We start from the raw sequence: 26,507 nt of genomic DNA on the forward strand, positions 1-26,507 counted from the left end.
CACATGTGGAGCCTGAGCGCCTGGCGGCGCCGTCGTACCCTGGCCCGCTACCCGATCGAGCCGCAGCAGTGGCAGCGGGTACGCGAGGGCCTGCCGATGCTCGACGGCATCAGCGACGAAGAAGATCACTGGCTGCGTGAAGCCTGCATCCTGTTCCTGCAGCAAAAGCACCTCACCACCCTGCCCGGCGTCGACGCCGATGCCGAGCAGCGCCTGCACCTGGCGGCCCAGGCGCAACTGCCGCTGCTGCACCTGGGCGATCTGAACTGGTACCAGGGCTTCCATGAAATCGTGCTGTACCCCGATGACTTCGTCAGCCCCCAGCGCCACCGTGATGCCAGCGGTGTGGAGCATGAATGGGATGGCGAACACAGTGGCGAGGCCTGGCAGCAGGGCCCGGTGATCCTGGCCTGGCCCGGGGTGCTGGCCAGCGGTGGCTGGGAAGGCTACAACCTGGTGATTCACGAGCTGGCGCACAAGCTCGACATGCTCAACGGCGATGCCAATGGCCTGCCGCCGCTGCATGACAGCATGCGCGTGGCGGACTGGGCGCAGGCCATGCAGCAGGCCTACGACGATCTCAACCGCCAGCTTGACCGCAACCCCGATGCCGAAACGGCCATCGACCCCTACGCCGCGGAAAACCCGGCCGAATTCTTCGCCGTGACCAGCGAATACTTCTTCAGTGCCCCGGACCTGCTGATGCAGGCCTACCCCGCGGTTTACGCGCAACTGAGCGCGTTCTACCGCCAGGATCCACTGGCCCGCCTGCAACAGCTGCAACGTAGCCATCCGCACTACCAGCACACGACTAATTGACCAGGCCGGGCATCTGGCCGGGCGTGGCAAGCGTTACGGAATGTGCCTATAATCGCGACCAATTTTTGGCCAAACATGGGGGCAATGCCCAATGAGCTACAGCAAGATTCCGGCTGGCAAAGACCTGCCGAACGACATCTACGTCGCCATCGAGATTCCAGCCAACCACGCACCGATCAAGTACGAGATCGACAAGGACAGCGATTGCCTGTTCGTGGACCGCTTCATGGCCACCCCGATGTTCTACCCGGCCAACTACGGCTTCATCCCCAACACCCTGGCTGACGACGGTGATCCGCTGGACGTGCTGGTGGTGACCCCGTACCCGGTAGCCCCAGGTTCGGTGATCCGTGCTCGCCCGGTCGGTATCCTGCACATGACCGACGACGGCGGCGGCGACGCCAAGGTCATCGCCGTACCGCACGACAAGCTGTCGCAGCTGTACGTCGACGTCAAAGAGTACACCGACCTGCCGGCACTGCTGCTGGAGCAGATCAAGCACTTCTTCGAGAACTACAAGGATCTGGAGAAAGGCAAGTGGGTCAAGATCGACGGCTGGGGTGACGCAGAAGCGGCCCGTGCCGAGATCACCAAATCGGTGGCAGCCTACAAGGGCTAAGCACTGCGCTTGAGGAAAAGCCCCGCGATTGCGGGGCTTTTTTGCATTTGCGGCTCGCTGCTTGAACCAACAGCGTCCGATTATTCCTACAACACCAACAGAACCCCCTGTAATACCCCCGCTTTTGCCCGCGAAACACTTCAACCCAATGTTTATATAAACCCTTCTTTTCCCTCACTAAACTCAATCACCATGAATACATCTGGTGATCGTTTGAAAGCGCTCCTGCGCGAGTGCAACCTGACCGCTTCCGACTTTGCCGCCCAGCGCGGGGTGACGCCGCAGCATGTGAACAACTGGTTCCAGCGCGGCGTGCCCATGGCGCGTCTGGACGAGATTGCCGAGCTGCTGTGCGTACGCCCTCGCTGGCTACGCACCGGCGAGGGCCCCAAGCACCACAACCCGCTGCCGCGGGTCAGTCGCAACCGTGGCGAGCAGGAGCAGCAGGCCCCGGACCACAGCCTGTTCGCTGCGCATGGCGAGCAGGACGTGCTGCTGCCCTTCTACCATGCGCAGCCCCGGCAGTTTGCCGAAATCCCTGGCCGCCACCTGCGTTTGCCGCGCTGTGCGCTGGACAACCTCGGGGTCGATGCTGCGCAGGCGCTTTGCGTGAGCATGCCCGACTACAACATGAACCCCTTGCTGCAGTACGGCGCGACCTTGGCGATAGACCGCAGCCTGACCCGCGTGATCGAGGGCGAGATATACGCGCTGCTGCACAACGGGCGCTTGCGGGTGCACACCTTGAGCGAACGGGCCAATGGCGCATTGCGTCTGCACAGCCATGACGGTGACGAATTTCCGAGCGAAACCTACAGCCTGTCGCAAATCCGCAACCAGGGTCTGGAGGTGCTGGGGTGGGTGTTCTGGTGGGCTCACCTGCGGGACGATCGCCCGCGCTAAAGCGGTTGCAGCGGTTTTTTTGCTGGGCATTGCGATCCATTCCCAGTATGCTGTGCCGCACTCAAGCCCCGGTTGCAGCCTTGCATCCTGAGGGCGTGGCGCGGCACACACTGCCCCCGCCACCCCCGGCCCCAGCGCCGGATTACGATTTGAAGGCGGTTGCGGCTTACCAAAAGTCAGCCAAGACTGTCCCCGAGAAGCCGGCCACAAGCCGGCTTTTTAATGCCCAGAAAAACCCTCCCCACCCCCTGAAGCATCAGTATTGGTAGCGCAGCGTCACCGCAAAATTGCGTGGATCACCGTAGTACAGGCCGCCGAAGTTGTTGGAAGTGGGCAAGGACTGGTAGTAGACCTTGTCCAGAACGTTGTTGAGGTTGTACTGCACGCTGAACTGTTGGTTGATCTGATAGTGCGCATGCAGGTTGAGCAAGGTGTAGCCACCCTGCTTGATGTCGTACCCGGTCACGTCGGCGGCAGTGCGGCTCTGTGCATAGACATCGCCGCCCACACGCCAGTGGTCGAGGACACCGGGCAAGCGGTAGTCGGTCGCCACCTTGAGCAGGCGGCGCGGGATCTTGCGGTAGTAGTCCGAACCCTTGCTGGCGCCCGCCACATATTCGGGATCGCTATAGGTATAGCCAGCGCTGACATTCCAGTTCTCCAACGGCTCGCCGGACACTTCCAGTTCGAAGCCACGGTTACGCACTTTTGCGCCTGTTTCATAGCACTTGCTCGTCCCCGTCACACCACAGGTGGGCGACACCGGCAACGCCTCGGGCATGTTCTCCAAGCTCGTCTGGAAGATTGCCAGCGAGGTGTTCAGCCGACCATCGAAGTATTCACCCTTGATGCCGGTTTCGTAATTCTCGCCTTCGATCGGGTCAAGCAAGGTATTGCCGACACCGTAGTAACTCTGTGTCTTGTAGATCTCGGTGTAGCTGGCATACCAGGTGTGGTGCTTGTCCAGGTCCAGCACCAGCCCGGCATAGGGCACCAGCCGGCCATTCTCCCGGTATTGGTCATTGGTATAGGGGCTGGCCACCTTGTAGTCCGACCAGCTCACCCGCGTACCGACGATCAGGCTCAGGTCATCGGTCAGGCTGAAGCGCGAGGCACCATACAGGCCGCGCTCCTTGCGGGTGTAGTTGTAGTCTGCGCCGATAGCATTGAGGATCGGGCTGGGCAGGGCACTGTAGTCGAAGTCGGTGATGTCGATCGTCGGGTTGTTGGTGGCGCTCTTGATCACCGCGTCGAACTCGTCCTTGCGCGTGTTGGCCCCGAGCATCAACTGATGCTTGCGCCCGAACAGCTCGAAGGGCCCGGTAGCATAGAGGTCCAGGGCGAACTGGGTGTCTTCGTAATCGGCCTGGGAGACGGTCATGCGATAGTTGTCGCCCGCTACCCGGTTCGGGTACGCGGAGAGAAAGTCGGCGTCCGACCAGATCGCATTCATGGCCAGGGTCAACTTCCACTCGTTGTCGAAGGTGTGCGTGAGGTCGCTGAACAGCGTGTAGTTGTTGCGATCCAGATGGGCCCACTTGCCGTTGAGGTTGGTGGAACGCGAAAGCGGATAGAAGGAGCCGTCACGACGAGTGTTCAAGCCGCCCCAGTCATAGCCGTTCTGGTTGTCTTTCTGGAGAGTGGCGCCCACCGTCAGTACGGTGGAATCGTTCAGATCCGCCTCCCCCACCAGGTACAGCAACTGGTTGTCACGCTCGGAGCCGTCGCGATAGCTGTTGGCGTTGTTGTAGTAGGCCACTGCACGGCCGCGAACATTGCCCGTAGGGGTCAGTGGCCCGGAAACATCCACCTGGCCACGGTAGTTGTCCCAGGAGCCTGCCCCCAGCTCCGCGCCCAGACGAAAGTCCTGGGTCGGCCGTTTGCGTACCAGGTTGATCGCCGCCGACGGGTTGCCCGTGCCCTGCATCAGGCCATTGGCGCCGCGTACGACCTCGACGCGGTCATAGATGGCCATGTTCGAGGTGGACATGACGTCCATGGAGTAGTTTTCCGAGATGTTGGTCGGAATGCCGTCATATTGCAGGTCGCTGATCTCGAAGCCGCGCGAGTAATAGGTGGAGCGATCAGTGCCGATCTTGGTGAGGGTGATACCGGTCGCCGTGCGCGCGATGTCGTCCAGGCTCTGGATGTTCTGGTCGTCCATCCTCTTGCGGGTGATCACCGTCACCGACTGCGGTGTTTCCCGCAGGCTCAGGGCGAGCTTGGTCGCCGTGTTGGTCGAACCCGTGGTGTACGAACCGGTGCCCTCGGTCGTGGCGCCCAGGCCCTGCCCGTTGACGGTGGTGGCGCCGAGCACGACCGCGTCCGAGGAACCGTCCTGGACCAGCAGATACCCACCATTGGCCTGGCGCTGAGCGCGCAAGCCGCTGTTGGACAGCAGCAGCGCCAGCCCCTCATCGACCCCATAGGCACCATCAAGGCCCGGGGTGGTCAGCGCATGGATCTGCCGCGGATCGAAGGAAATCGTCACACCCGCCTGCACGCCGAACTGGGTCAGCGCGCTACCCAGCGGGCCTGCGCCGATGTGGTAGGCGATACGGCTCTGGGCGTGAGCCGCAGCAGGCATCAGCACCACCCCCGGCACACTCGCCATCGTCAGGCCGAACATCGCCAGGCGCACTGCGCGGGGCAATGAGATCGAGGGGGAGAAGCAAAGCTGGGGCATGAAATGATCCTTCTGTTGTCTTGGCAGAAATCCGCTGTCATCGCGGCTCCTGTCATTGACGGATGAGAATCATAATCAGCAAGGTGCTCCGCGTATTTTCTGTCAGTGACGGTTCAGACGGCTTCGACACTGACCCAGTAGCGGGTCAGGTAACGCAGCTTCACCGGCAAGGTCCGGGTCAGGTTTTCCAGGACCGCATCTGTATCGTCGATACGGAACGCTCCGGAAATGCTCAGGTCGCGAACCGCCCCGGCGCAGCGCAGCACGCCCGGGCGATAGCGCCCCAGCTCGTCGATGAACTCCCCGAGGCGCCACTCGTTGACACTCAGCATGCCCTGCACCCACGCGGTCGAACCCTGTGCCAAGACACCGGCAGGATCGGCGCGATCAGGATCGAACGCCGCCTGCTGACCGGCCTCCAGACGCACTGCCCGCTCCGGGTGACGGCGAGGACGGAGCTCGACCGCCGACTGCAGCACCCCCACGCGGGTCCGGTCCGTCATCTGGCGCACGCTGAAGCGCGTCCCGAGCGCGTGGATGCGCCCGTCCTGGGTTTCGACGATAAACGGCCGCTGCCCAGGATCCTTGGCGGTTTGCACGAGGATCTCCCCGCGGTAAAGACGGATAAGCCGAAGTTGCCCGTCGAAGCTCGCATCCAGCGCGGTGTTGGCGTTGAGTTCCAGCTGCGACCCGTCGTCCAGCCGCAGCGAGCGACGCTCGCGCGCGCCCGTGCTCTGCTGAGCGAACAGGCCATGGTTCGCCAGCGGTTTGCCGATCATCCAGCTGCTGCCCCCGACCGCCAGCAACACGCCGAGGATCTTCAATACCTCGCGGCGTTGCGCCTGGGCCGCATCCAGCCCTGACCGGGCGGCATGTGCGGGTACCGTTGCCCATTGCCGCTGGAACGCCTCGACCCGCGCCCATGCCTCGGCGTGCAAAGGATCTGCCCCCAACCATTGCTGCCAGGCCCGGGTGCAAGCCTCGTCCACCCCTGCATCGTTGAGCTGCACGTACCAGGTCGCAGCAGCTTCGAGGGTCCGACGATCGAGCGCCGCGCTCATCAGTTGTCCGCCAGCAGCAGGCACTCGGTCATGGCTCGCACCAGATGGTTCTTCACCGTGGTGACCGAGACCCCGAGGCGTTCGGCCACCGCCACATAGGTCTGCCCTTCCAACTGCACCGACAGAAAGATCTCCCGGGTACGCTTGCCCAGCCCGTCCAGCAGGCTGTCGACCGCCACCAGCATCTCGAGAATGGACAAGCGCACCTCAGGTGATACCTCGACCGGTTCAGGCTTCTGCGCCAGGGCCACCAGATACGCCTGCTCGATCGCCCGTCGCCTCGACTTGTCGATCAACAGCGAGCGCGCAATTGCAGTCAGGTAGCCCCGCGGCTCTCGGATGGGCGCGGCATTGCGTGCCGTCATGACCCGCACGAAGGTGTCCTGGGCCAGATCCGCCGCATCGGCCGAATTGCCCAGGCGCATGCGCAACCAGCCTTTCAGCCAACCGTTGTGTTCGGAATAAAGCTGGTGAAGTGCCAAAGGCTCGAGTGCGGACATAAGGGGCCATTAAATATGCAAATGGTAATTGATCGCATTATTTAGGGCGAGCGCAGTTCGTGCAAGGGGCAATCCGCCCGCCAGGTGTGCATCTGGCCTGATGATGCCCAGGGCAAATTACGCACCTGCCCCCTCCCCCTGCCCGCGAAAACCCAACCTCCAGCACTTTCCCTGATGACACCCCACCCATTAAGTTGCACTCTGCACCAAACTGATTCAGCCGGAACCGATTTTGATGGAAAGCACACCCCCGACCGTTGCCGCCGAGCGCCTGCTGGAAAGCGCGCGGCGGCTGTTCTGCCGTGAAGGCATTCACGCAACGGGCGTTTCGCGCCTGCTCAGCGATGCCAAGGTCGCGCGGCGCACGCTGTACGAGACCTATGGCTCCAAGGAGAACCTGCTGCGTGCCGTGTTCGATCGCGAGGCAGCGATGTGGTTTGGCTGGTTTGACCAGGCACTGCCTCAGCGTACCGACGACCCGGAGCAACGCCTGATCTTTCTGTTCGACCTGCTCGAGGAATGGTTCGCCAGCGGGCGCTTCTTCGGCTGCCTGTTCACCAACGCCGTCGCCGAACACGACAAGTCTTCCAGCTGGGTACGTGACCTGGCCCAGGCGCACTTCGATCGGGTGCATGACCGCATCGAGCAACTGGCCGCGGCCTGCGGGCTGCCGGAACCGGCCTGGGTCGCGCAGCAGATCTCGCTGCTGATCGACGGTGCCATCGCCACCGCGATGGTCTCGCGCAACGCCAGAAGCGCACAGGTTGCGCGCTCGATCCTGCTGACCCTGCTGCGCGAAGCGAAAGCCTCCTAGCCCGCCCCCCTGCACCGCTGCCGGTGCAGGCCTCGGCGCCTATATGCCAATGGGGAATAAGCTAATCTTAAAATAATAGTTCTGCTTATATCGCAGATCTCACATACTTCACGCGCCTGCCGAGAACGATCGGTCTACCTGTTTTGGGATGCGTGTGATGAGAGATTTTTTCCAGCGATTGTTCTCCACCAGTGGCGCGCAAGCGACGCCCGCACTCCAGTCCAACCTGAGCCGCCGCTCGTTCATGTGCGCCTGTGGCTGCGGCATGCTGGCGCTGAGCGCCGCCGGCACCGCGCTGCTGGCAGCGGCCAGCAAGGTCGAAGCTGCCACCGGCGGGCCACTGCTGCGTGTGGGGCACATGCCCGCCGGCTGCGTGTCGCACCTGCTGCTGGCAAAGCTGCGCGGTGATTTTGCGGCGGCGGGCCTGCAGGTGGAGCTGACGCAATTCAACAGCCCAAGCGATGCCCTGCAGGCCTTGTTGGCAGGTCGCCTGGAACTGATGCACGGGCCCTGGACCATGACCGCAGCCGCCTACGCCAAGGGCACCCAGGAGCTGCGCATCATCGGTGGCTCGGGGCAAGGCGGCATCGAACTGGTGGCGCGCAACGGCTCGGTGGCCAGCCTGGATGAATTCATCGCCGCCGCAGGCAGCGGGCTGCGCGTCGGCACCCTGCGCCTGGATACCCTGGAACTGGTGGGCTACGGCTCGATGGCGCGCCACGGCAAATCCTACAACGACTATCAGATGACCTTCTTCCCGAGCATGGCCGGGATGGGCGAAGCCATCGCCAACGGCCGCCTCGACGTGTGCACCCTGGCACAGCCCTATGCCCAGAACGTGGTCAGCACCACCGGCGCACGCTACCTGAGCGACTCCAACGCGGTGTGGGGCCCGGAGGCCGCCGACTGCGTGATCACCACGCAGGTGCGCACCAGCCAGGAACAGGGGCCGCTGCTCAAACGCTACCTGGAACTGCTGCAGGCATCGGCCACTGCGATGAAAGCCGACTTCGACAACGCCATCCAGCAATTGCAGCCGATCTACGGGGTATCCAACGAGGTGCTCAAGGTGGCCCTGGCACGCCAGGCGCCCAACCCGGTCATCAGCCCGGTAGGCGTGGCCGGCCTCAAGCGCGGCGCCGGCTACCTGGTCGAACTGGGCTACTTCACCGACAACCCGATCGACGCGGTACTGGACCTGCGTCATCAACCTGCTGCCCAGGTGACGGGATGAACCAGGCCGTTCTGACCCTGAGCCGGCAACCCGACGCACGCCGTGCCCCGCGTTATCTGGACGCGCTGCGCGACACGCTGTGGTTCCTGCTGGCGTGGGCATTGCTGATCGGCGCATGGGAGCTGGCGGTGCAGTCTGGCTGGCTGGATGGCCGCGTGCTCCCGCCGCCTAGCGTGACCCTGCCGTATGCGTTTTCCGGCGAAGCGGTGGTGGGTTTCGGGCAGCAGCGCAGCGGCTTGCTGGAGGCCTTGCTGGTGACCCTGCTGCGGGTCAGCGGCGGGTTGCTGGCTGGCAGCCTGGTGGCGCTGCTGCTGGCGGTGATCACCACCGAGGTGAAGCTGCTGCGCCGCCTGATCCTGCCGCTGGTGCAGACCCTGGCGCCGATCTCACCGGTGGCCTGGGTCCCCTTCACCATCGCGGTGATCGGCATCGGCGGACAGGCCGCAGTGTTCGTGGTGTTCCTGGCCGTGCTGGGCACCATGACGCTGTCGCTGGTCGCCGCGCTGGATGCCATCGACCCGCAGTACCTGAACATCGCCCGCAACCTGAGGTGCACGCGCCAACAGATCTGGCTGCGCGTGCGACTGCCGGCAATCGCCCCCAGTGCGATGACCAGCCTGCGCATGGCGTTCTTCGGCGCATGGATGGCGGTGCTGGCCGGGGAGATGGCGGGAATCAATTCCGGGTTGGGCTACATGATCATCATGGCCCAGCAGATGTACAACATGCCGTTGGTGATGGTGGGTGTGATGACCATTGGTGTCGTGGGTTTCGTGGTGGATCGCCTGATGCTGTTGCTCGGACGCCGCCTCACCGGGTGGGCGTCATGAGCCGGGGCGCCACGCTGAGTTTTCGTGGCCTGAGCAAGCAGTTCGAAGGCGGCACACGGGTCGAGGTGGGTGACCTGGATATCAAGGCCGCCAGTTTCACCGTGCTGCTGGGGCGCAGCGGGTGCGGCAAGAGCACCCTGCTCAACATCGCCGCGGGCCTGCAGCAACCCAGCACCGGGCACCTGCTGTACGACGGCCAGGCAGTGAGCGGCAACCAGCCCGACAGTGCGCTGATCTTCCAGCAGAACAACCTGTTCCCCTGGATGAGTGCGGTGGAAAACATTGCCATCGCCCTGCTCAACCGCGGGCTGGACCGTGAAGCGGCCACCCGGCGCGCCGAGCAGTTGCTTGCCGACGTGGGCCTGGCCGAATTCGCCCGGCACCGGCCGGCGGCATTGTCCGGCGGCATGTGCCAGCGCATCGCCCTGGCCAGGGCACTGGCCCTGGAGCCACGCCTGCTGCTGCTCGACGAGCCGTTTTCGGCACTGGACGCACAGACCCGGCGCCTGATGCAGGACCAGTTGCTGCGCGCCTGGAACACCAGCGGCGCCACGGTGCTGATGGTGACCCACGACCTGCAGGAGGCGCTGCTGCTGGCCGACCGTATCGTGCTGATGGCCAGCACGCCCCACGGCCGCATCGCCCAGATCCTGGAAATCGACCTGCCGCGCCCGCGCCAGGTGCGCTCGGCGCAACTGCTTGACCTGCAAGAACGGCTGGACGCGTTTCTGACCCACGAAACCCGGCTGGCCGAGCATTTCTAGTCGACACGGGACCTCCCGATTAACTGATTGGCACACGGTCATTCGACCGCCATGCCGCCCCTTGAAGAGCACAGACCATGAGTGAAACCACCCACCGCGTCACCATCAACGGCCTCCAGGCCAACGCCGGCCGAGCAGTTCGCGAACGCATCCGGGCCGATGGCGAGGGTGACATCGCACGCCCGCTCTACCACACCAGTGTGCAGTGGACCGAGGGCTACCAGACCCTCACCAAGGTCAAGTCCGGTGCCGTGCTGCACGGCGACGAGCCCTGCGCCTATGGCGGTGCCGGCCTGGGCGCCACGCCCCAGGAACTGTTGCTGGCGGGTATCGGCAACTGCCTGGCGGCCACCTACATCGGCGGCCTGTCGGCATCCGGAGTCAAGGTCAACAGACTGGTGCTGGACGTGAGCGGCCGCGTGGATTTCCGCGCCGCATTTGGCGTGACCAGCGGCAACCCGGGCTTTGAAAGCATCCAGGTGCAGGTGTCGATCGATACCGAGGAATCACCCGAGCGCGTGGACGCATTGCTGGCCAAGCTGCTGCCGACCGCGCCGATCCCCGACACCATCATGCGTCCCGTGCCCCTGACGGTGGAGGTACAACACACCGGCGGCGCCACCCATGGCTGACAACGCGCACAGGGTGCTGGTGGTGGGGGGCGGGCCGGCGGGGCTGTCCTGCGCCTACGAGCTGGTACGCGCCGGCCTGCGCCCGCTGGTGCTGGAGCGCACGCAGGCCGTGGGCGACGTGTGGCGCAACCACTATGACGGCCTGCGCCTGAACACCGGGCGCTGGTTTTCCGGGTTGCCGGGCGGGCGCTTTCCGTGGGCGGCAGGCCGCTGGCCGAGCCGCGATGACCTGGCCCGGGTGCTGGCGTCACTGCCGGCCCGGGGCGGCTTCGAGGTGCTGACCGGGTGCAACGTGGAATCGGTCGGCTACCTTCAGGTGCAATCGATGTGGCAGGTGCGCTGTCGTGATGGCCGCGAGTGGCGCGCACCGGCGCTGGTGGTCGCCACCGGTACCTCGTGCGTACCGTCGATCCCGCAGTGGCCGGAGGCACAGCGCTTTGCCGGGCAGATCGTGCATGCTGCGCACTTCGGCAATGCACGTGCCTACGCCGGCAAGCACGTGGTAGTGGTCGGCAGCGGCAATTCGTCCTGCGAGATAGCCAGCCGCCTGGTACCCCATGCCGCGTCGGTCACGCTGTCGGTGCGGCGCGCGCCGCACTTTCTGCCCAAGAGCCTGTTCGGCGTGCCGCTGGCGGCACTGGGTACGTTGATCCGTCGGCTACCGCCCCGCGCGAGCGACGCGGTGCTGAGCTGGTTGTCGCGGCGCTGGGTCGGCGACCTGTCGGCCTACGGCCTGCCACCACCGGCACAGGGCGTGTCCGGGCTGGGCAGTGTCACGCCGACGCTGTTCATGCCGGTGATCGACGACCTGAAACAGCGCCGCATCAAGGTGGTCGGCCCGCTGCTGGAACTGAACGAGCAAGGCGCCGTGGCCCACACCGGCATCGACCGCACCGAGCGCTGCACGCTGCGCATGGACGTGATCGTTGCGGGCACCGGCTACACCACCGGCCTGGAGGCGCTGATCCAGTACCCCGAGGCGCTCACGGCAGACGGCAAGCCGACCGTGGATGACGACGGCCAGTCGAGCGTTGCGCGGGGCCTGTTCTTCATCGGTTACCGCAACCCCTTGAGCGGGCAACTGCGCGAAATCGGCCTGCAGGCGCCTGGCGTGGCAAGGGCGGTCAAGGGCTATCTCGACGCCACGCAACTGGCGCCTTGCACCGGCTCGGCGAAGGTTTCCCTGTAGGCGTAAAGCCCCGGGGTGCCACCGGTCATGATGAACAGCACGTTATCGCCGCGGCGATAGCGGCCCTGTCGCAGGTCGGCCAGCAGCCCGGCGAAGGCCTTGCCCGAGTACACCGGGTCCACCAGCACACCTTCGCAGCGCGCCATCAGGCGCACCGCTTCGAGCATGGCCTGGGTCGGCAGCCCGTAGCCTTCGCCCAACTGGCTGCCATCGATGTTGATCGCACTCGCATCGAGGCTGCAGCATGGCCCAGCAAGGCCAGCGCCTGGCGAGTCAACTGCAGGGTCGTGGCCGCCGCGGTCTGCTGGTCGGCCAGCACCGACCAGGACCTGACGCTCGCCGCACCCCGCCCCAGTACCTCGAACCCCGCCGCAAGCCCGGCATGGGTGCCGGCGCTGCCATTGGGAACCACGACCTCGTCGAATCGCACGCCCATCGCGGTTTCCTGCTGCACGATCTCTTCGGCGCAACGGGCGTAGCCCAGGCTGCCAAGCGGCGTGGAACCGCCGGTGGGAATGACCAGCACCTTGCGACCTGCCGCACGCAACTGCTGCGCGCGCGCCTCGGCCGCTGCCAGTGCATCGGCGCCCCTGTCCAGCACCTGCACCCTGGCCCCGAACAGCTGGTCGAGCAGCACATTGCCATTGAGCTCGTAATCGCGATCGGCCCTGGGCACCGCACGGCTGAGGATCAGTTCGCATTCAAGCCCCAGCCGGGCGCACACGGCGGCCGTCAACCGCGCGTGGTTGGACTGAATGCCGCCCACGGTGATCAGGGTGTCGACGCCGTTCTTCAGCGCCTCGCCCAGGTGGAACTCCAGTTTGCGCAGCTTGTTGCCGCCACCGCCGACAAGCATGTGGTCATCGCGCTTGAGGTACAGGCCGACACCCATGGCCGGCAGGCCCAGATGGTGCTCGATACGCTCGGCGCGTTGTATGCCGGTGGCGCCCTGCAGCAGATCGGCGCGCGCGAATGCGCCCAGCGCCTGGCTCAGTACATGTCGCATGGGATGACACCTCGTGCTCTGGTTCAATGCCACGGACTATAGGGATAAACTAAAGCGCAATAAACGCACGCCAGGTTAGCAATTGGCTCACTCAACGTTAGTAATCATCACCTCTCGGATCACTCGATGAGCAAGCTCAGGCAGATGGAAGTATTTGTTGCCGTGGTCGAAGCCGGCAGCTTTGCCGGGGCGGCTGCCGCGCTGGGGATGTCGGCGGTGATGGTGGGGCGGCATGTCCAGAGCCTTGAGAAAACCCTGAACACCCGGCTGGTTCAACGCACCACACGCCGGCAGACCATAACCGGCGAAGGCCGCATCTTCTATGCCGAGGCCAGGACCGCCCTGGAGCAGGTCGCCTACGCCTACAACCGGGTAGAAGCCTCCAGCGACGCACCCAGTGGCCTGCTGCGGGTGACCGCGCCGATGACACTGGGGGTATCGCTGGTCGGCCCGCTGGTGACCGAGTTCATGCAGCGCTACCCGCAGGTTCAGGTCGAGCTGATCCTGAGCAACGAGGTGGTGGACCTCTACGAGAGTGCCTTCGACCTGGGCTTCAGGATCGCCGAGCTGGTTGACGCCAACCTGGTCTCGCAGCCCCTGCCGCCCTATCAGATGGTGATCTGCGCCGCCCCGAAATACCTCGAGAAGGCCGGCGAGCCGACAACACCGGAGGCGCTCCACGCCCACCGAATCCTCACCCACACCTCCTGGAACAACCGCTTTGCCTGGCCACTCAAGCAGGCTGGCAAAGAGGTGTTCTGGCCCGAGCAGGCGGTGCTTCGCAGCAACGATGGCCAGGTACTGCTGCAGGCCGCCATTGCCGGCAGCGGGATCCTGATGCAGCCGGACTTTCTGGTGGCCGCCGCGCTGGCGAACAAGGAGCTGGTGAGCATTCTGGGGGCGTATGTACCGGCCCACAAACCGGTGCAGATGGTGTATCCACGCTCGAAGAAGTCACTGCCCAAGCTCACTGCCTTCGTCGCGTTCATCCAGGCGCGGCTCGGCTTGCCGAGTCAGCCCTGATCGCAGGGCCGGCGGGCCGTCAGGCCTGCGCCGCGTCGCGCACCTGCATCAGTGCGAAGCCCAGCAGGTTCAGGCCGCGCCAGCGGTCCGGCCGGTGGGCGTTCTGGTCATCCTGCGCCAGGCCGATCCCCCACACCCGGTCCACCGGGCTGGCCTCCACGATCACCCGCGTGCCGGTGCCCTGCAGGAAGGCCCCCAGTTCCGCGTTCTGGGAAAACTTGGCCTGGTTGGCCCGCACCACGATCGCGAAACGCTCCTGTGCCCACCGCGCCTCGTCGAACCCGCGCACCTGGCGTCCGAGTGCCTTGGCCGCATTGGGATCGGTCGCCTCGATAATCCGTGCCCGCGTCTGTTCATCACCAAACAGCGCCGCCTTCTCGGCCATCATGTAGTGCTCGGCCGACTGGTACGACTGCCCGTCCACCTCGAACGGCGCCACGTACCACTGGCTGAAACACGAGGCGGTGACACCCTTGCGGCTCACCTGATGGCCCCAGAAGAATACGAACTCGGGCCTTTCGCCGGCCAGGTAGCGGGACACCAGGTCCTCGAGCATCTGTGAATCGTTCACGCTGATTGCCTCTCCAATAACACCATTGCAACGGTCATCCGGCCGCAGCACCGAACGGTGCCTGCCGGCCAGGACGGTGATACTACCGCGTAATGCAGCACCCGCTCACAGCGCCTCCAGAAATGCCTTCAACGCCTTCAACTCCACCCGGTCCAGCCCCAGCGCCTCGAACTGTGCGGAGGTGACAGGAAACAGCGGATCGCCCTGCTGCCCAGCCTTCGGCACCGGCCGCGGCATGCCCACGTTATAGAACGCCAGCACCTGATCGAGGCTGCTGGCGAAACCGTTGTGGAACCACGGGCCGGTGCGGCTCACCAGGCGCAGCGAAGGGGTGCGAAAACGCCCCACGTCCGCGGCCAGGCCGGTGACTTCATGGCGACCAAGGTCCTCGCGGCTGCGCCCGTAGAACGTCAGGCCGGCATTGTGAAAACGCTGGTCGCTCATTCCCGGCCCGAAGTGGCAGTTCATGCAGCGCGCCTTGGTGCGAAACAGGTGCAGCCCGTGTAGCTGCTGGTCACTCAGCGCAGCAGTGCGACCGCGCAGGAAGCGCTCGAACGGCGTGCGCTGCGCGACCCGCAACAGATCGCGCTGATAGGTCGCCAGGGCTGCGGCAATCTGCTCGGCACCCAGCGCCTGCCCGGGAAACGCCACGGCAAACAGTGCCGGGTAATCGGCGCTGGCACGCAACCGGGCCACCAGTTCGTCGACGCTGAAGGCCATTTCCGACGGATCGACGACCGGCATCAGCGCCTGGGTTTCCAGGCTGTCGGCGCGGCCATCCCAGAACAGCAGTGGGGCCAGGCCACTGGTGACCACGCTCGGCGCATTGCGCCGGCCTGGCGCACGCCCATGCCCGAACGACACCCGGCGCCCATCGGCGAACGCCAGGTCCGGCTCGTGGCACGAGGCACAGGCGATCTGCCCCGACCGCGACAGGCGCGGGTCGAAGAACAGCGTGCGCCCCAGCGCTGCCTTCTGTTCGGTGTAGGGGTTGTGCGCAGGCGAGGGTGCACGCTCGGGCAGTGGCCCCAGCTCCTGCCAGGCCACGCCGGCGTCCACCTGCGGCGCCGGCCAGTGTGCCGGCGGGCGGCTGTAGGCCTCGCGCAGGCAGGCCGCATCAGCCGATGCACACAGGGGTGCGTGGTGCTGCGCCCACAGGGCCGGGCTGGCCAGCATGAGTGCGATGCCAATCAGGAACAGGCGCATCTCAGAAGGTGTACCCCACTTCCAGCCAGTACTGGCGACCCACTTCATAGGTCGACACCGAATTGCTGTTGACCGTGGCGTTGGCATTGACCGACTTCTTGTCGAGCACGTTGAACACGTCGACGTTGACGAAGATGGCCTGGTCCCGTGCGGTGGGGATACGCCAGCCCAGACGCGTGTCCCAGGTCAGCGCCGCGTCGAATTTCTGCTCTTCCCACACATCCACCGAGGTGCCCCTGTAATCGACGTTGCGCCCGGTGTCGCCGATGCGCTTGTAGCCGGCCCGGTAGCGCCAGAAGTTGCTCCACTGCAGGTTGGCCTGGGGGATGTCGGTGATGGTGGTCAGGCGCGCCGTCCACGGTCGGTTGTAGTTGGTCGCCGGGCGGTCCTGGTAGTTGATGAAGCTGCCCTGGTACTGGATCACGTCATTCTGGTAGTAGGTGTCGTCGGCCTGCACGTAGCTGGGCGAGGAAGCCTTGCTGTCGGTCCAGTTCAGCGCCAGCTGGCCGCCGGTCTGCGTGCCCAGCAGCGTCCAGCGCTGCATCGGCGTCACGGTCAGGGTGTAGGTGTCGGTCTCGCTCTTGCCGTCGTTGGTGTAGGTGGTGTAGTTGCTGGCCAGGTCAGGGTCGGTGGACGGCTGCCCCAGGGTGCGCCCGGACACCTGTACCACCTGGTCACGGCCCTTGCGGTTGACGTACTTGAGGCCGTACTCGATGCCGGCCCACTGCTGCACCACGCCCAGCATCAGCTCGTCGTCATAGGGGATGTCGAGCTGATTGAACAGCGTCTGGTTGCTGCCGTTGGACTTGGTCACCCAGGGTTTGTCGAGGCTCGCGCGGGTTTCGTTGAAGCGCAGGCGGTTGCGCCCGTCCTGCAACTGCCAGCTGGTGACGCTGCGGCCGTAGTAGCGGTTGGCACCGGCACTGAGCAAGGTGGTGCGGTCACCGAACACGTCGTACTCCAGGGAGAAGCGCGGTGCCCAGGTGGTCTTGTCCATGTAGTCGTCACTGTCCACGCGCACGCCGGGGCGCAGGGTCAGCTTGCCCAGGGTGATCTCGTCCTGCACCCAACTGCCCCAGGTGGTGGTGGTGAAATCGAATTCGCCGGGGGCATAGCGGGTGCGGCTCTTCATGTACTGGCCGGCCCAGCCACTGACGGTCTCGCCCATGTTGCAGGCAACGGAATCGGTCACCCCCGCGCTGTTGGTACAGCTGTTGGTGGCGGCCGGGGCCACGTAGGTACTGCTGTCGGTGAGGCGCTCGTAGCGCACGTACTGGCGGGAGAACTCCAGGCCGGTCTGCGGGCGGTGAATGGCGCCCAGCCAGTCGAAGCTGCGCCAGTCGGCATTGAGCTTGTACTGCCAGGTGCGCTGCTGCTGTTCGATATCGCCCCAGCCCCCCTCCAGGGTGTTGGCGGTGGTCTTGCTGCCGATGCCCCAGTCCTTGGTGGTCGACTTGCGCCAGGTCCAGTAGTCGGCCGAGTCCGAGGTGCGGCTCTGTTCCTGGCGGCTCCAGGCCAGGGTCTGTTCGACGCGAGCCAGGTCGCCGTCCCACACGGTGCGCAGGTTCAACTGGGTACCGCCGACCTTGTTGTCATAGCCGGAGTTGGCGACGTTGGCCCGGAAGTAATGGCTCTCTTCGGGCGCGTGGGTCACGCTGGTCTCGACGGTGAGCCGGTCGCTGGCCTGCCACACCGACTTGAGGAAGTAGTTGTCGATGCGCCGCTCCTGCTTCTCCTTGTGATAGCCCATCTCTTCGACGTTGTTGTAGGAGTAGAGGCTCAGCGGAATGGTCGAGCGCTTCTGGCTGAAGTTGCCGATCAGGCCGAAGGTGTCGGTCAGGTGGCCTTGCAAGGTACCGCGCACGATGACCTTGTCGAACTCGGGCTGCTCGTCGGGCGAGCCGGAGTTCTCCATGCGCTGCTCTTCCGTCTCGTCGATGTGGTATTTGGTCCAGGCCGAGCGCGTGGTCTGTACCGAGAACTTGCCGTGCAGGGCCTTGGTCGGGGCGCGGGTCTGGGCGTCGATCACCCCACCGTTGAAGCCGCCATAGGCGGCCGGCACGTTGCTGTCCAGAACCGTGATGTTCTCCAGCAGGTCGGTGTCCAGCGCCAGGCCCTGGCTGCGCCCCGGCACCCTGTCCAGCAACTGCACGCGGTCTTCGGCCGGGTCGATGTCGTTGTTCATGTTGATGCCGTCGACCAGGAAGGCGTTCTGGTAGAACGCCGCGCCGTTGATGCTGATGTTGGCCGGGGCGATTTCTCCGGGTGTCTTGCTGCTGAGCTGGTTGTCGTCGAACTGAACGTTGGGGTGGCTACGCAGCAGGCTGGTGATGTCGCCGTTGCCGGCCGGCATTGCCTCGATAAGCTCGCGATCGATATGGGTTTCACCCTGTGGCAGCAGCGCCCGTTCGCGGACCTTGGTGTTTTCCAGCTGGATCTGGTCGGCACGCGGACGCACCACCCGTTGCAGCAGCAGCGCGTCGTCGCCGATATGCACCCATTCCAGGTCGCTGCCCTTGAGCAGGATCGCCAGCGCCTGATCGGCGCTCAGCTCGCCACGCACCGGCGGGGCGCTGAGGTTGCCCAGCAACTGGCTTTCGACACTGATCTGCAGGCCGGTCTGCTGCCCCAGCGCCATCAGCGCAGAGCCCAGCGGCTGGCGCGCGATATCGATGCTGTGGCGCGCCGGCTCGTCATCGGCCAGCACCGGCAACGACACTGCCAGCCCCACTGACAGCAACAGCAGGCGCGCACTGCGCCGACGACCCTGCAACGACTCTTGGGTGCGAATGGACATGCTCTGGTGAACTCCCCGTGCGGCGCGAACGATACGCGCCTGTAAATGAGAATCTGTACGATTAACTCGGCGGGGCAATAAACGAACGGCGATGGGGAATTTCCAGAACTTCGTGAATTTATTTTTTTCCAGGCGGCGAAGCGCGCTCACGGATGACCGTGATGTACGGCCCCCATTGCGTCAGCTGCCCGCCCAGCGGGGCGATGGCCAGTTGCAGCGCGCTACCTGGCGACCGCAGGTTCAGCGACGCGGTGATGCGCCGCTGGCCCAGGGCACGGTCCTGCAGCAGCAACACGCCGGGGTAATACGCACGCAGTTGTTCGATGACTTCGGCCAATGGACGGTCGTTGACCAGCAACTGCCATTGGCGCCATGCCGCAACCTGCTCCAGCTGCACCCGGCTGCGCTGCGCCGGGCCCTGGTTCAGCCCCACGCGCAGGCTGTCGCCCGCGCCCAGCGCCGGCACTGCCAGTTCGCCGCGCCTGTCACGCACCTGCACCAAGCCGCTCTGCACTGCTACCGACACCGCGCTGCGGCTCAGGTCCACATCGAACGCCGTGCCGGTGACGGTCACCTTCACGTCTTCGGCCTGCACCGTGAAGGGCCGCGCGGCGTCATGGCTGACCTCGAAGAATGCCTGGCCCTTGAGCAGCGTGACCGCACGCGCACCCGGCTCGAACGCCACGCGGATGGCGCTGTCGCTGCCCAGTTCGATGTGGCTGCCGTCGCTCAGGCGCACCTGCCGGTGCTCGCCCGCCGTGCTGCTGTAGTCGGCCGGCGGCGCACGCCCCACCAGCAACAGCACGCAGGCCGCCAGCGCGCTCGCCGCCAGCGCCCGGCGTGGCCAACTGCGCCGGCGGGCTGCCATGCGCGGTGCGGCGGGCACCTGGTGCGCCGTTGGTGGCTCCAGCGGGTCGATGCCGGCGCTCAGCATCCAGACCTTTTGCACCTTGCGCCAGGCCGCCGCATGGCGTTCGTCAGCGGCCAGCCAGCGCGCATGGGCCTGGTGCAGCAGCACGTTGTCCGGTTCGGCATTGCATTGCAGCAGCCAGTCCATGGCGGCCTGCCACACCGGGTCGTCCTTCAGCGAGCCGGGCGTTCGGCAAGACGGGGTGGTATCAGTCATCGGCCAGATGCTCCGCACAGTGGGTCAGTGCGTCACGCACCAGTTGGTGCGCCAGACTAGTCGAAATATTCAAGCGGGCGGCAATTTCCTGAAAAGTCATGTGCTGCAAGCGGTGCATGTGAAAGGCCTGCCGCGCCCGCTCCGGCAGCAGCGCCAGGGCGTCCTGCAGCACACGCAACTGATCGCGGTGCAGGGCCTGGTGCTCCGGCGACGGTGCGCTCGACGGCAGCTCATCGAGCCGTTCGCCGCCATCGGGCTGGCGGTTTTCCAGGGTCGTGCGGCGCAGCAGGTCGAACGACAGGTTGCGCACGATGCGGTACAGGTACCCCACCGGATTGCCCAACTGCGCACCGGCGTCGGCCTGCCCGCAGAAACGCAGCCAGGCCTCCTGCACCACGTCCTCGGCCTGCGCACGGCAGCCGACGATGGGTGCCGAATAGTCGACCAGCGCAGCACGGTGGGAAAGGTACAACTGGAGTTTATCGCTGGGGCAGGACACGGCGACGACCATTGAAGGCAGGAGCGGGTTGGGAGGGCCGCTATTCTGCATTCAATTGCGAATGATTATCAACTGAAATATCAGACCTGCTACTGCGCCTTAAGCTGAGCTAGCCCGCCACCACCGCGGGTTCATGCACTGTCACCCGGTTGCGCCCGCCGTGCTTGGACAGGTACAGCGCATGGTCGGCCCAGGCAATCAGTTCGGCGTGGCTGCTGGAGGGCTGGCTCAGATCGGCCACGCCCAGGCTGATGGTGAAACGGATGTCCTGCCCCTCATGGCTGACGCTCAGGCGTTCGACCGCCTTGCGCAGGCGCTCGGCAAAGATCAGCGCGCCGGCCTTGTCGGTGTCCGTCAGCACCACGCCGAACTCTTCGCCACCGTAACGGCCGGCCACGTCGCTGTCGCGGATCTGCTCGCGAACCACCCTGGCCACCTGGCGAATGACGGCATCGCCCGCCGGGTGACCATAGGTGTCGTTGACCCGCTTGAAATGGTCGATGTCGAACATCACAAGGCTGGTGGCATTGCCATAGCGCTGATTGCGCGCATGCGCCAGTTGCAGGCACTCCTCCCAATGCCCGCGGTTGTACAGGCCGGTCAGGCAATCGGTGCTGGACAGCTTCTGCAACTGCGCGTTGGCGGCCTGCAACTGGTGGCGGTTGGTGGCCACATCGGTCACGTCGTAGATCACCAGGCAGATCTGGCGGATCTCGCTGTCGGTGGAGCGCAACGGCAGCAGCGTGGTGTTCTGGTACATGAAATCCACCTGGCCGGTGATCGGCTGGTAGTTCTTGAACCGCACCAGATACGGGCGCTGCTCCCAGATGGTGAAAGCCGGGGTGCCCAGGGTCGCGACGCTGTCCACCTTGTGGCTGAACCATTGCCGGTCGACCTCGGGGAACAGGCTGAAGAAGCACTGGTTGTAGGCATCCCTGGGCTGCACCCCCGAGCGGTTTTCCATGAAGGTGTTCCACACCTGCACCCGATGTTCGCGGTCGAGCACCACCACGCCCACATCGATGCTCTGCACGATGCTCAGCAGCCAGTGAAATTCCTTCAGGTCGATAGGATCGCGCATGGGCTCAGTTCATCAGGTAGGCAAGTTTATGGGTCAAGCGCTCGATGGAGTCTTCGGTGAACAGCAACAGCAGGTCGAAACGGATATCGTGCCCTTCCAGGCTGTAGCTGATCTCGACCGCCAGGGTTTTCTGCCAGCGTTGGCCGTTGACCTGGATAAGCTCGTCGATGGTGCCGTGCTGCCCGAGGATCTGCGGGTGGCCCTGGGAGAACACCACGTCGATCTGCTCGGCAATGCTGCTCAGGCACGCACCGATCAATACGCTGGAGAAGTCCAGCAACAGCTCCATGTCGGAATACTCGATGCTCTGGTGGCGCATCAGCTTGGCCATGTCGGCGATTTCCGAATCGTGGAACATCAGCAGGGCCTCGCCGGCGATGCCGCTGCCGATGAAGCCCTGGCAGATTGCCGTGAGCCGCTGGCTGCTGCCCGCGTCGGCCAGCGCCATGTGCAACTCGCCCACCTCGAAGAGGTTGACGCTGGGCACCGGCAACTGCACGAACACGCCCAGCACCTTGGCGATCAGGGCTGCGGCGCGGCCGATGGCGACGTTGACCGTTTCGCTGAACACCTCGCGAAAGCCGATGACGGCAGTCGCCGCGCCGGCCAGCGGTGTCGCCGAGCGCTCACCCAACAGCCCCAGCTGGGCCAGCAGGCGGCGCAGCTCGTCCTGGTCGAAGGGTTTTTTCAGAAACGCCAGCGCGCCCAGGTCCAGCACCCGGCGCACGGCCTCTTCCTGCACATCGCCTGAAATCACGATGACCTTGGGGCTCAGGCCTTCGTCACGCAGCGCAGCCAGCACCTGGTAGCCATCCATGGTGGGCATGGTCAGGTCCAGCAGCACCACCTGGCCCAGGCCGCGGCGTATGGCGTCCATGGCCTGGCGCCCGTCGCTGGCCTCGGTAACCGTTACCGGCCAGTTGGCGGGCAGCGCGCGCAGCACCTGCTTGCGGGCCACCATGGAGTCATCGCACACCAGCAAGGACATCGTTGACACAGACGGGGCGCTCATCGAGTGAATATCAATATAAAAAGTAATGGCATCATGCCATGATCCGACGCCAGGTTCTACGTACCCGCGGCGTCAGCGGTGCTGAGCGAATCCACCTGCACATTCCCTGCCAGGCCATCGCGCAGCATCTGCACGAATGCCTCCCGCGCCGGATGTCGCCCCGCCCCCTCGTGCCAGTAGAACAGGTTGTCGACCGCCTTCAGGTCGGCGAACTCGTGCCCGATCCACCCTGCGCCCTGGCGGTACTGCTCGTAGATGCCGCGCGGCACCAGCGACACCCCGGTGCCGGCGCTGACGCAGCTGACTATCGCACCGTAGCTGCCGATGCCCACGATGGGCAGCTTGTGCCCCTGGGCCTGCAGCCAGTGCTCCAGTGCCGCCCGATACGGACAGCCTTCAGGCCACATGAACACGGCCTTGCCCACCAGGTCCGCGGCGCTGCGCAGCGGCCCCAGTGACGGTGCGCCGATCAGCAGCAGGTCTTCCTGGTACATCAGGGTGCGGCGCAGGTGCGGGCGCTCGACATCCACCGCCACGATCGCACCATCGAGACGGTGGTTGAGCACATCGTCGAGCATCTGCGACCAGGTGCCGGTGCTCAGCTCCAGCGTCACCTCGGGATAGCGCGCATGGTACTGCGCCAGAAACCGCGGCAGGCGCCCGCTGGCCGAGGACTCGATGGCGCCGATGCGCAAGCGTCCGGATGGTTTGGCGGACGGCGCCAGCGCCTGCCTGGAGGCCTCGGCCAGGGCCAGCATCTGCGTGGCATAGGGCAAGAAGGTTTCCCCCGCCGGACTGATCACCAGCCCGCGCCCGCGGCGATGGAACAACGGCACGCCCAGCTCGGCCTCCAGCGCCTTGATCCGCGCCGTGATGTTGGACGGCACGTAGTGCAGCACCTCGGCCGCACGGGCAATGCTGCCGGTGTCGTGTACGGTCTTGAACATGCGGATCTGCATCAGCTCCATACATCACCCAAAGTGAACGATTGGCTCAGTATAAGTCGATTGTAGTGAGCAGTAGGCGTTCCGATACTGAGCGCACCCGCCCTTCGGAAGCCCACCCCATGACCCGCCCCAGCTCACTGAAAATCGCCTGCGCCGTACTCTTCGTGCTGCTGTGCTGGGCCTACTCGCCCACCGGCATCCGCCTGGGCTTGCAGGGCTATGCGCCCACGCACCTGGCGCTGGCGCGCTTTATCGTGGCGTCGCTGTTCATGGCGGTCATCGCGCTGCTGCGCGGCATCGCCCTGCCCCGGCTCAGGGACGTGCCCACCCTGCTGTTGCTTGGCCTGTTCGCGGTCAGCCTGCACCATGTGGCCATCAACTACGGCCAGCGTGGGGTCAGCGCCGGGGCGGCCAGTGTGCTGGCGCAGTCCACGCCGCTGTTCAGCCTGCTGATCGCGCACTGGGTGTTCAAGCAGGTGGCCGGGGCCTGGCATTGGGGCTGCCTGCTGCTGGGCATGGCCGGCGCGGTGATCGTGGTGGCCGGCGATCGCGGGCTCGGTCAGTTCGACCCGCACGGGTTGCTGATTCTGGTGGCGGCATTGTCGTGGAGCATCTATTTCGCCCTGCAGAAACACCACGGCCACCGCTACGACGCGCTGACCATCACCTGCTACACCGTATGGTCGGGCACTGCATTGCTGATGGTGTACCTGCCGGGGCTGCTCGACGACCTGGGCCACGCGCCGTCCCAGGCCAACACTGCGGTGCTGGTGCTGGGGGTATTCCCCAGCGCGCTGGCCTACCTGGCCTGGGCCTGGGTACTGCGCCACTGCGAGGTCACCCGGGTGACCCTGGCGCTGTACCTGATACCCGCCTTCGCCATGCTGATCGCCGCAGCGCTGCTGGGCGAGCGGCCCTCGGCTTCGGTGATGCTGGGCGGGCCGTTGGTGCTGATCAGCGTGCTGGCGCTGAACCTGAGGCCGCCTCGGCTGCCGGTTCAGCCGGGTCGCCAAACTTCACATTGAAGTAGTCGAGCAGGGTCTGGCCACGACGCAAGGTACTGCGCACCTCTTCGCTCTGCGCCAGCAGTTCGGCGCTGGGCCTGGCATGCTGTTCAGCCGGCAGCGGCGTAGACCACGCCTTCACCTCAGGAGGTATGCCCGCCTTGGGCCGGTTGTTGACCCAGTGCGAGATATGGCACGGCAAGGTCCAGCCGCCGAAGGCCTGCACAAACAGAAAGCCAAACCAGTGCTGCCACCACGGGAAGTTGTCGCGATAGCCCTGGCGGGCCATGTGGAAGAACGCCACGGTGCCCTCCTCGAACTCTTCATCGGGCGCTGGCGGCAGGCTCGCCGGGCCCTCTTCCATGTACACCCGGATCGCTTCCCATTCGGCAATCGCCGCGCCCAGGTGGCCGCTGGGCACGTTGATCCACAGCACATTGCCGGTGTCGGCCTGACGCAGGCAGAACATCAGGTTGAAGGCGGGCAGCACGGCGTACTCGGTGACGGTGCGCCCCGCGCTGACGCAGGCGATCACCGACTCCCACGGCACGAAGATCGGCGCCGCGCCCCGAGTGGGCACGAACGCCACCTCGCGGCGCTGGCGGTTGAAGCGTATCGGCGGGTGAATCGTCACCTCGCGCATCACCCGCCAGAACATCCCCGCATACAGCAACGACAGGCAGGCGATGAAGCCCCAGATGAACCCGTTGGCCATGAAGTCGGAGAAGGTGCTCCAGAACGGCTCCACATGGCGGCGTGCCCAGGAGCCGAGCAAGGCAGTGAGCATGAAGCAGGTAACCACGCCCATCACCGAGGCGATGCCGCAGCGCGCCATGAACTCGAAGTTGCCCTGGCCGATGGCAAAGTCCAGGTACACCTCGTTGGATTCGCGGTGCAGGTTGCGGCTGCTGTAGGCCGGCATGCCGGTGGGGATCGGCAGGGGCGAGAGGTAGACGATCTCGGTGCCGGCCACCCGCTCGAAGTCACCGGCGTGGGGCAGGCGTTCGTATTTGCTGTCGGTCATCGAGCTATTCCTCTTCCAGCGTCAATGGCCGCGCCATGTCTTTGATCCAGTGCCACAGGATGTAGAAGATGGGGCTTGCGCAGCAGACGCCGATCAACAGCAGCCCGACAGCATTGTTGAGCAACTGGCGCGGGTTGCACTCCAGGGGGCCGCTGTTGCCCTTGCCCATGCGCACACAGCCATGCTCCGGATAGGCCATGACATAGGCGCCCCAGGCAAACAGCGCGGCCAGCAGGGCGAACAGCAGCATCACGCCCACCTCGGTATCGCGATTGCCCAGGCGCTCCCAGCGTTGCGCCAGCCGCAGGTTCAGCATGCGTCGACATCCTTGTTCATACAGGCTCCTATGAAAAACGGCGCACAGTATCACGCAAATAGTCGTCGAGCAGTTTTACATCGCCGTGGGGCCTGGGCAGTGCCGGGGCGGCTCCCCCTCGTGCCAGCTCGCTCTCGATGAACTGGTGCAGCAGTACGCGGCGAGGCCCGTAATCGGCTTCGCTGGCGATGCGCTTGACGCGAAGCAGCTCGTCCAGGTCGGCCAGCAGCAGCGGGTCGTGCAGGGTCGCCTCCACCAGTTGGGCGAACGCGGTGGGCGGCATGCCCAGGCCCTGTTCGATCCAGCGCACCGCCAGCAACGGGCGCAATACGTAGAGGTACTTCTTCAGGCGCACCTCTTCGCCCTGCAAGTAGATGCGAAAGTTCTTGGTGGCCATCGACAGATAGTGGTGAAACGCCGCCTGCGGCGAATGGAACTGCCTGGCCAGGCCGCGCAAGGCTTGCAGCGCCCCCGGCTCGGCGCGGTACACCAGCGGCGAGTCGAGCCATTCGAGCAGGGTCGGGTTGGCATTGCGCAGCAGGCGCAGGGTCTTGCGCAGCTCCCAGCCACTGATGTCGAGTTCGTCGGTGAGCGGGCGCTCGATCACGTCGCGTGGCTCGTCGATGCGCAGGTACCAATCCTGGCGGTGCACGTAGATGAAGCGCACGTCGAAGTCGCTGTCGGTGGAGGCAAAACCCCAGGCGCGGCTGCCGGATTCGCAGGCGTAGAGCACGCGCACGTCATGCTCGCGCTCGATGCGTTGCAGTTCTTCGAGTACCCAGCTGCGCATCGCACTGGGCAGGGGGTGACGGTCTTCCATGTTCATGTTCGAATCCTCGTTGTG

At 65.1% G+C, this 26,507-nt stretch carries 25 protein-coding genes and 1 pseudogene; 11 read left to right on the plus strand and 15 right to left on the minus strand.

Going from position 1 to position 26,507, the window contains the following annotated elements; all coding sequences use genetic code 11:
- Nucleotides 1–3: 3 nt before the first annotated feature.
- The 3 genes from B4I46_RS02280 to B4I46_RS02290 all read left to right on the plus strand — a co-directional run bounded on the left by B4I46_RS02280 (nt 4) and on the right by B4I46_RS02290 (nt 2,341).
- Complete coding sequence (locus B4I46_RS02280; RefSeq protein WP_043863925.1) at nt 4–819, plus strand: zinc-dependent peptidase; 816 nt, start codon at nt 4–6, stop codon at nt 817–819.
- 91 nt (nt 820–910) lie between these two features.
- The gene (gene ppa / locus B4I46_RS02285) at nt 911–1,438 is read left to right on the plus strand and encodes an inorganic diphosphatase (protein ID WP_043863926.1); all 528 of its coding nucleotides are present in this window, start codon (nt 911–913) and stop codon (nt 1,436–1,438) included.
- Between the two features lie 192 nt (nt 1,439–1,630).
- Nucleotides 1,631–2,341: a LexA family transcriptional regulator gene (locus tag B4I46_RS02290; protein WP_043863927.1), complete on the plus strand. Its 711-nt coding sequence runs from the start codon at nt 1,631–1,633 to the stop codon at nt 2,339–2,341.
- 256 nt (nt 2,342–2,597) lie between these two features.
- Here B4I46_RS02290 and B4I46_RS02295 read toward each other — a convergent pair whose 3' ends face one another.
- The 3 genes from B4I46_RS02295 to B4I46_RS02305 all read right to left on the minus strand — a co-directional run bounded on the left by B4I46_RS02295 (nt 2,598) and on the right by B4I46_RS02305 (nt 6,588).
- Nucleotides 2,598–5,027: a TonB-dependent siderophore receptor gene (locus B4I46_RS02295; protein ID WP_058541902.1), complete on the minus strand. Its 2,430-nt coding sequence runs from the start codon at nt 5,025–5,027 to the stop codon at nt 2,598–2,600.
- Between the two features lie 113 nt (nt 5,028–5,140).
- Entirely contained in the window at nt 5,141–6,088 is a 948-nt protein-coding gene (locus tag B4I46_RS02300) for a FecR domain-containing protein (RefSeq protein ID WP_088514350.1), read from the minus strand.
- Nucleotides 6,088–6,588: a sigma-70 family RNA polymerase sigma factor gene (locus tag B4I46_RS02305; protein WP_043863930.1), complete on the minus strand. Its 501-nt coding sequence runs from the start codon at nt 6,586–6,588 to the stop codon at nt 6,088–6,090. The genes B4I46_RS02300 and B4I46_RS02305 overlap by 1 nt, the downstream gene beginning before the upstream one ends.
- Before the next feature lie 235 nt (nt 6,589–6,823).
- Between B4I46_RS02305 and B4I46_RS02310 the strand changes: the two genes are divergently transcribed.
- The 6 genes from B4I46_RS02310 (at nt 6,824) to B4I46_RS02335 (ending at nt 12,051) form a co-directional block, all read left to right on the plus strand.
- The gene (locus B4I46_RS02310) at nt 6,824–7,402 is read left to right on the plus strand and encodes a TetR/AcrR family transcriptional regulator (protein ID WP_286898449.1); all 579 of its coding nucleotides are present in this window, start codon (nt 6,824–6,826) and stop codon (nt 7,400–7,402) included.
- A gap of 157 nt (nt 7,403–7,559) precedes the next feature.
- The gene (locus tag B4I46_RS02315) at nt 7,560–8,636 is read left to right on the plus strand and encodes an ABC transporter substrate-binding protein (RefSeq protein WP_052504310.1); all 1,077 of its coding nucleotides are present in this window, start codon (nt 7,560–7,562) and stop codon (nt 8,634–8,636) included.
- On the plus strand, nt 8,633–9,466 hold the full coding sequence (locus tag B4I46_RS02320) for an ABC transporter permease (protein WP_078481402.1): 834 nt from the start codon (nt 8,633–8,635) through the stop codon (nt 9,464–9,466). Before B4I46_RS02315 ends, B4I46_RS02320 begins: the two co-directional genes overlap by 4 nt.
- Nucleotides 9,463–10,230 carry an ABC transporter ATP-binding protein gene (locus B4I46_RS02325; RefSeq protein ID WP_043863934.1) on the plus strand — a complete coding sequence of 256 codons (768 nt, stop codon included), beginning with the start codon at nt 9,463–9,465 and terminating at the stop codon, nt 10,228–10,230. Before B4I46_RS02320 ends, B4I46_RS02325 begins: the two co-directional genes overlap by 4 nt.
- A 77-nt stretch (nt 10,231–10,307) precedes the next feature.
- Entirely contained in the window at nt 10,308–10,862 is a 555-nt protein-coding gene (locus tag B4I46_RS02330; RefSeq protein WP_100634133.1) for an OsmC family protein, read from the plus strand.
- Nucleotides 10,855–12,051 carry a flavin-containing monooxygenase gene (locus tag B4I46_RS02335; protein WP_286898455.1) on the plus strand — a complete coding sequence of 399 codons (1,197 nt, stop codon included), beginning with the start codon at nt 10,855–10,857 and terminating at the stop codon, nt 12,049–12,051. Before B4I46_RS02330 ends, B4I46_RS02335 begins: the two co-directional genes overlap by 8 nt.
- Here B4I46_RS02335 and B4I46_RS02340 read toward each other — a convergent pair.
- Nucleotides 11,994–12,988, minus strand: a pseudogene (locus B4I46_RS02340) (D-cysteine desulfhydrase family protein). The gene B4I46_RS02335 and the pseudogene B4I46_RS02340 sit on opposite strands and share 58 nt — an antisense overlap.
- Before the next feature lie 195 nt (nt 12,989–13,183).
- Between B4I46_RS02340 and B4I46_RS02345 the strand changes: the two are divergent.
- A complete protein-coding gene (locus B4I46_RS02345; protein WP_054916410.1) occupies nt 13,184–14,080 on the plus strand; it encodes a LysR substrate-binding domain-containing protein in 897 nt (298 codons plus the stop codon).
- A gap of 19 nt (nt 14,081–14,099) precedes the next feature.
- On the opposite strand, the gene B4I46_RS02350 is transcribed toward B4I46_RS02345, so the two are convergent.
- From B4I46_RS02350 to B4I46_RS02385, 8 genes are all read right to left on the minus strand, one after another.
- The gene (locus B4I46_RS02350) at nt 14,100–14,651 is read right to left on the minus strand and encodes an NADAR family protein (protein WP_054916411.1); all 552 of its coding nucleotides are present in this window, start codon (nt 14,649–14,651) and stop codon (nt 14,100–14,102) included.
- 105 nt (nt 14,652–14,756) lie between these two features.
- Nucleotides 14,757–15,857, minus strand: a complete 1,101-nt coding sequence (locus B4I46_RS02355; protein ID WP_286898457.1) for a cytochrome-c peroxidase — start codon at nt 15,855–15,857, stop codon at nt 14,757–14,759.
- A gap of 1 nt (nt 15,858) precedes the next feature.
- Entirely contained in the window at nt 15,859–18,654 is a 2,796-nt protein-coding gene (locus B4I46_RS02360; protein ID WP_253086463.1) for a TonB-dependent receptor, read from the minus strand.
- 118 nt (nt 18,655–18,772) lie between these two features.
- Nucleotides 18,773–19,780, minus strand: a complete 1,008-nt coding sequence (locus tag B4I46_RS02365) for a FecR family protein (protein ID WP_240619920.1) — start codon at nt 19,778–19,780, stop codon at nt 18,773–18,775.
- On the minus strand, nt 19,773–20,291 hold the full coding sequence (locus B4I46_RS02370) for a sigma-70 family RNA polymerase sigma factor (RefSeq protein WP_043861871.1): 519 nt from the start codon (nt 20,289–20,291) through the stop codon (nt 19,773–19,775). Before B4I46_RS02370 ends, B4I46_RS02365 begins: the two co-directional genes overlap by 8 nt.
- A gap of 97 nt (nt 20,292–20,388) precedes the next feature.
- A complete protein-coding gene (locus tag B4I46_RS02375) occupies nt 20,389–21,360 on the minus strand; it encodes a sensor domain-containing diguanylate cyclase (protein WP_043861872.1) in 972 nt (323 codons plus the stop codon).
- A 4-nt stretch (nt 21,361–21,364) separates the two neighbouring features.
- Nucleotides 21,365–22,372 (minus strand): response regulator, encoded by a 1,008-nt coding sequence (locus tag B4I46_RS02380; RefSeq protein WP_043861873.1) that lies wholly within the window; start codon nt 22,370–22,372, stop codon nt 21,365–21,367.
- Between the two features lie 56 nt (nt 22,373–22,428).
- Nucleotides 22,429–23,340, minus strand: coding sequence for a LysR family transcriptional regulator (locus B4I46_RS02385; protein ID WP_054916414.1), 912 nt, complete (start codon nt 23,338–23,340; stop codon nt 22,429–22,431).
- A 98-nt stretch (nt 23,341–23,438) separates the two neighbouring features.
- On the opposite strand from B4I46_RS02385, the gene B4I46_RS02390 reads away from it, so the two are divergent.
- Nucleotides 23,439–24,344, plus strand: a complete 906-nt coding sequence (locus B4I46_RS02390; protein WP_210014654.1) for a DMT family transporter — start codon at nt 23,439–23,441, stop codon at nt 24,342–24,344.
- Here B4I46_RS02390 and B4I46_RS02395 read toward each other — a convergent pair.
- From B4I46_RS02395 to B4I46_RS02405, 3 genes are read right to left on the minus strand one after another with little or no spacing between them, the layout of a single operon-like run.
- Nucleotides 24,274–25,347: a DUF6708 domain-containing protein gene (locus B4I46_RS02395; RefSeq protein ID WP_058541910.1), complete on the minus strand. Its 1,074-nt coding sequence runs from the start codon at nt 25,345–25,347 to the stop codon at nt 24,274–24,276. The two genes, B4I46_RS02390 and B4I46_RS02395, sit on opposite strands and share 71 nt — an antisense overlap.
- Nucleotides 25,348–25,351: 4 nt before the next feature.
- Complete coding sequence (locus B4I46_RS02400; protein WP_286898466.1) at nt 25,352–25,663, minus strand: hypothetical protein; 312 nt, start codon at nt 25,661–25,663, stop codon at nt 25,352–25,354.
- A gap of 28 nt (nt 25,664–25,691) precedes the next feature.
- Entirely contained in the window at nt 25,692–26,489 is a 798-nt protein-coding gene (locus tag B4I46_RS02405; RefSeq protein WP_043861877.1) for a nucleotidyltransferase domain-containing protein, read from the minus strand.
- Nucleotides 26,490–26,507: the final 18 nt, after the last annotated feature.

It is taken from the genome of Pseudomonas sp. UBA7500, assembly GCF_002478435.1.
Taxonomy (GTDB): domain Bacteria; phylum Pseudomonadota; class Gammaproteobacteria; order Pseudomonadales; family Pseudomonadaceae; genus Aquipseudomonas; species Aquipseudomonas palmensis.